Here is a 1,319-nt window from a genome sequence, read left to right as displayed (position 1 = left end):
ACCCGTCCGCGCCGCCGTTCCAGTCCGCGCAGTCGCTGCCGCCGGTCGCCGCCGCGCCCCCGGGCGCCGTCTCGCCGCCCGCGCAGGGCCAGTACACGGTCCCGCCGCCGGTGCCCGAAGCCCAGTTCACGGTGCCTCCGGCGACGGGCACGCCGTTCGGCGAGCCGCCCGCGGCCGCACCGGTCACCGGCCCGCCGTTCGCGGCCCCGCCCATGGGCGGCTTCAGCGTTCCCTCCGCCGAGGTGCCCGACGGCACCCAGATCCTGCGCCGCCAGCCCGTCGCGGCCGCACCGGCGCCCTTCGCCGACGCGCCCGCCGCCGAGCCCGCACCGGCCCCCGACCTGCCTCTCGCCGAGCCGCCCGGCATCCCGGCCCAGCCGGGCCCCGCCGCCGCGGCCCCTGAGGACGACGATGACGAGGACGGCGCCTGGGACGACCTGCCCGACCCCGAGGACGCCGACGACGACGCGGCGCTCTCCGCGGAGGACGAGTCCGCGCTCGCGGGCCTGGGCGACGACGTGCCCGGCGAGTCCCTGCCGCCCGCGCCCCCTTCGGCCCCCGGCCTCGCCGACCTCGACGACGACCCCGACGGCGAACCGGCCGCCGTGGAGCCGGAGCTCGAAGAGGCCCTCGCCGCGGTCGCCGTCGTGGACGCGCCGCGGCCCGGCGCTGAACTGGCCGAGTCGGCCCAGGCCGCCGAGGTCGTCGCCGAAGCGGTCGGCGTCCCGGTCCCCGAACCGGCGATCTCCCTCGACGCCGCCCCCGTGCCGCTCGAGCCGGAGCGCTCCGACGCAGTGGAGCCGGAAGTCGCCGATGCGGTGGAGTCTGGAGGCGCCGACGCCGTAGAGGCCGGCTCGTTGGAGTCGGGGGCGACCGTCCGCGAGCCCGCCCCGGCCGCCGACGAGTCGATCGCGCCTTCCGAGGAGCCGACCCCGCCGCGCCCGACCGAACCCGCGCCGGACCGCCAGCCGCCCCCGCCCGAGCCGGTCCCCGACCCCGCTCCCGCACCGCCGGCCCCGCAGCCCGAACCCGAGCCGGCACCCGTGCCGCAGCCGGACCCGAGCCCGGTGCCGCAGCCCGAACCCGTCCCGCACCCCGAGCCGGGCCCGCCGTTCCCGCAGGCGAACGACAGCCCGTTCTCGGACGCGGCCCCGTTCGACTACCCCGAGCCAGCGCCCGAGGAGGCCCCCGGCCCGGACCCCGAGGCCCCCGCCGAAGGCCCGAAATCCGAGGTCGAGGCCGCCCGCAAGACGATCGTGAACGCGCCCGACATCAGCCTCTTCGAGGAGCCCTCGACCAAGCGCACCGGCGCCCACCAG

General features: G+C 79.6%; 1 pseudogene. It reads left to right on the top strand.

What is annotated here, in order from left to right:
• Window positions 1-1,319, top strand: a pseudogene (locus tag E9998_RS25630) (hypothetical protein); the annotation flags it as partial.

It is taken from the genome of Glycomyces paridis (assembly GCF_004912155.1).
Taxonomy (GTDB): domain Bacteria; phylum Actinomycetota; class Actinomycetes; order Mycobacteriales; family Micromonosporaceae; genus Glycomyces; species Glycomyces paridis.
The sequence above is the reverse complement of the archived record's forward strand: the minus strand, read 5'-3'. Positions and strand labels throughout refer to the sequence as shown.